Here is a 1111-nt window from a genome sequence, read left to right as displayed (position 1 = left end):
GTGGTTGGCGAAAAACTGTTCACCGAGAAAAGCTCTGCCATTCGCGCTACGCTGGATATTAACAGTGAAGAGATGCTGCTGGAGACATTGCGTCTGCTGAAGCAGGCAAGGCGTATTGTGCTGGTCGGGATTGGTGCTTCAGGTCTGGTGGCGAAAGATTTTTCCTGGAAGCTGATGAAAATTGGCATCAGTGCCGTGGCCGAGCAGGATATGCATGCGCTGCTGTCCAGCGTGCAGGCATTAGATGTGGGTGATGTGTTGCTGGCCATCTCCTATACCGGTGAACGCCGCGAGATTAATCTTGCAGCGCAGGAAGCACAGCGCATTGGCGCAACCGTGCTGGCCTTCACGGGCTTTACCCCGAATACACTGCAACAGTCGGCCAGCCACTGCCTGTATACCGTTGCAGAAGAGCAGACAACGCGCAGCGCCGCTATCTCCTCAACCACTGCACAACTGGCGCTGACAGACCTGCTGTTTATGGCACTGATTCAGCGCGATCCAGAACGTGCCTCCAGTCATATTCGCCACAGTGAAGCACTGGTGAAAAAGCTGGTTTGAGCCACGGGCGCGAGTATAATGACTGCGCCCTGAGCCAACTGCCGGGCCGGGGCGTATCCTTGATCTATTGTGACATTATTTAAGACGATTTCATGGTTAAATTATTTGCGAGATATGTTTCTGTTGGCGTTATCAATACAGCTCTGCACTGGACAGTATTTCTGATCATTAACTCCGCAGGCTTAAGCCAGGCTCTCTCAAACATTGTGGCATTCATCACGGCAGTCACTTTCTCTTTCTTTGCCAACGCACGTTTTACTTTTAAAGGCCAGACGACTTCCGGTCGGTTTTTAATTTACACCTCATTTATGGGCGTGATGGCGGCAGCCGTTGGAAAAACAGGTGATTTCTTGCAACTTCCTCCTGTCATTACGTTAGTCGCCTTCTCTGCAATTAGCCTCGTAATGGGTTTTTTCTGGTCAAAATACATCGTATTTAGGTAAAAAAGATGAAAATTTCTCTCGTCGTCCCTGTATTTAATGAAGAAGAAACCATACCTATTTTCTACCAGTCGGTGAGAAAAGAGTTAGCCGGGTATGAAGTTGAGATC

Annotated in this window: 2 protein-coding genes and 1 pseudogene; all 3 read left to right on the top strand. The window is 49.2% G+C overall.

Annotated elements, in window-relative coordinates; all coding sequences use genetic code 11:
• Nucleotides 1-561, top strand: a 561-nt coding sequence (locus WH277_RS05595) for an SIS domain-containing protein (RefSeq protein ID WP_339504910.1), incomplete at its 5' end; no start/stop codon positions are given.
• Nucleotides 562-653: 92 nt separating this feature from the next.
• Nucleotides 654-1004: a GtrA family protein gene (locus WH277_RS05590; protein WP_339458566.1), complete on the top strand. Its 351-nt coding sequence runs from the start codon at nt 654-656 to the stop codon at nt 1002-1004.
• Between the two features lie 5 nt (nt 1005-1009).
• Nucleotides 1010-1111: pseudogene (locus WH277_RS05585) on the top strand (glycosyltransferase); the annotation flags it as partial.

Origin of the sequence: Erwinia sp. MYb416 (genome assembly GCF_037479575.1) — a bacterium.
Lineage (GTDB): Bacteria > Pseudomonadota > Gammaproteobacteria > Enterobacterales > Enterobacteriaceae > Erwinia > Erwinia rhapontici.
Note: the sequence above shows the minus strand (reverse complement) of the source record. Positions and strands in the feature narration are given on the sequence as shown.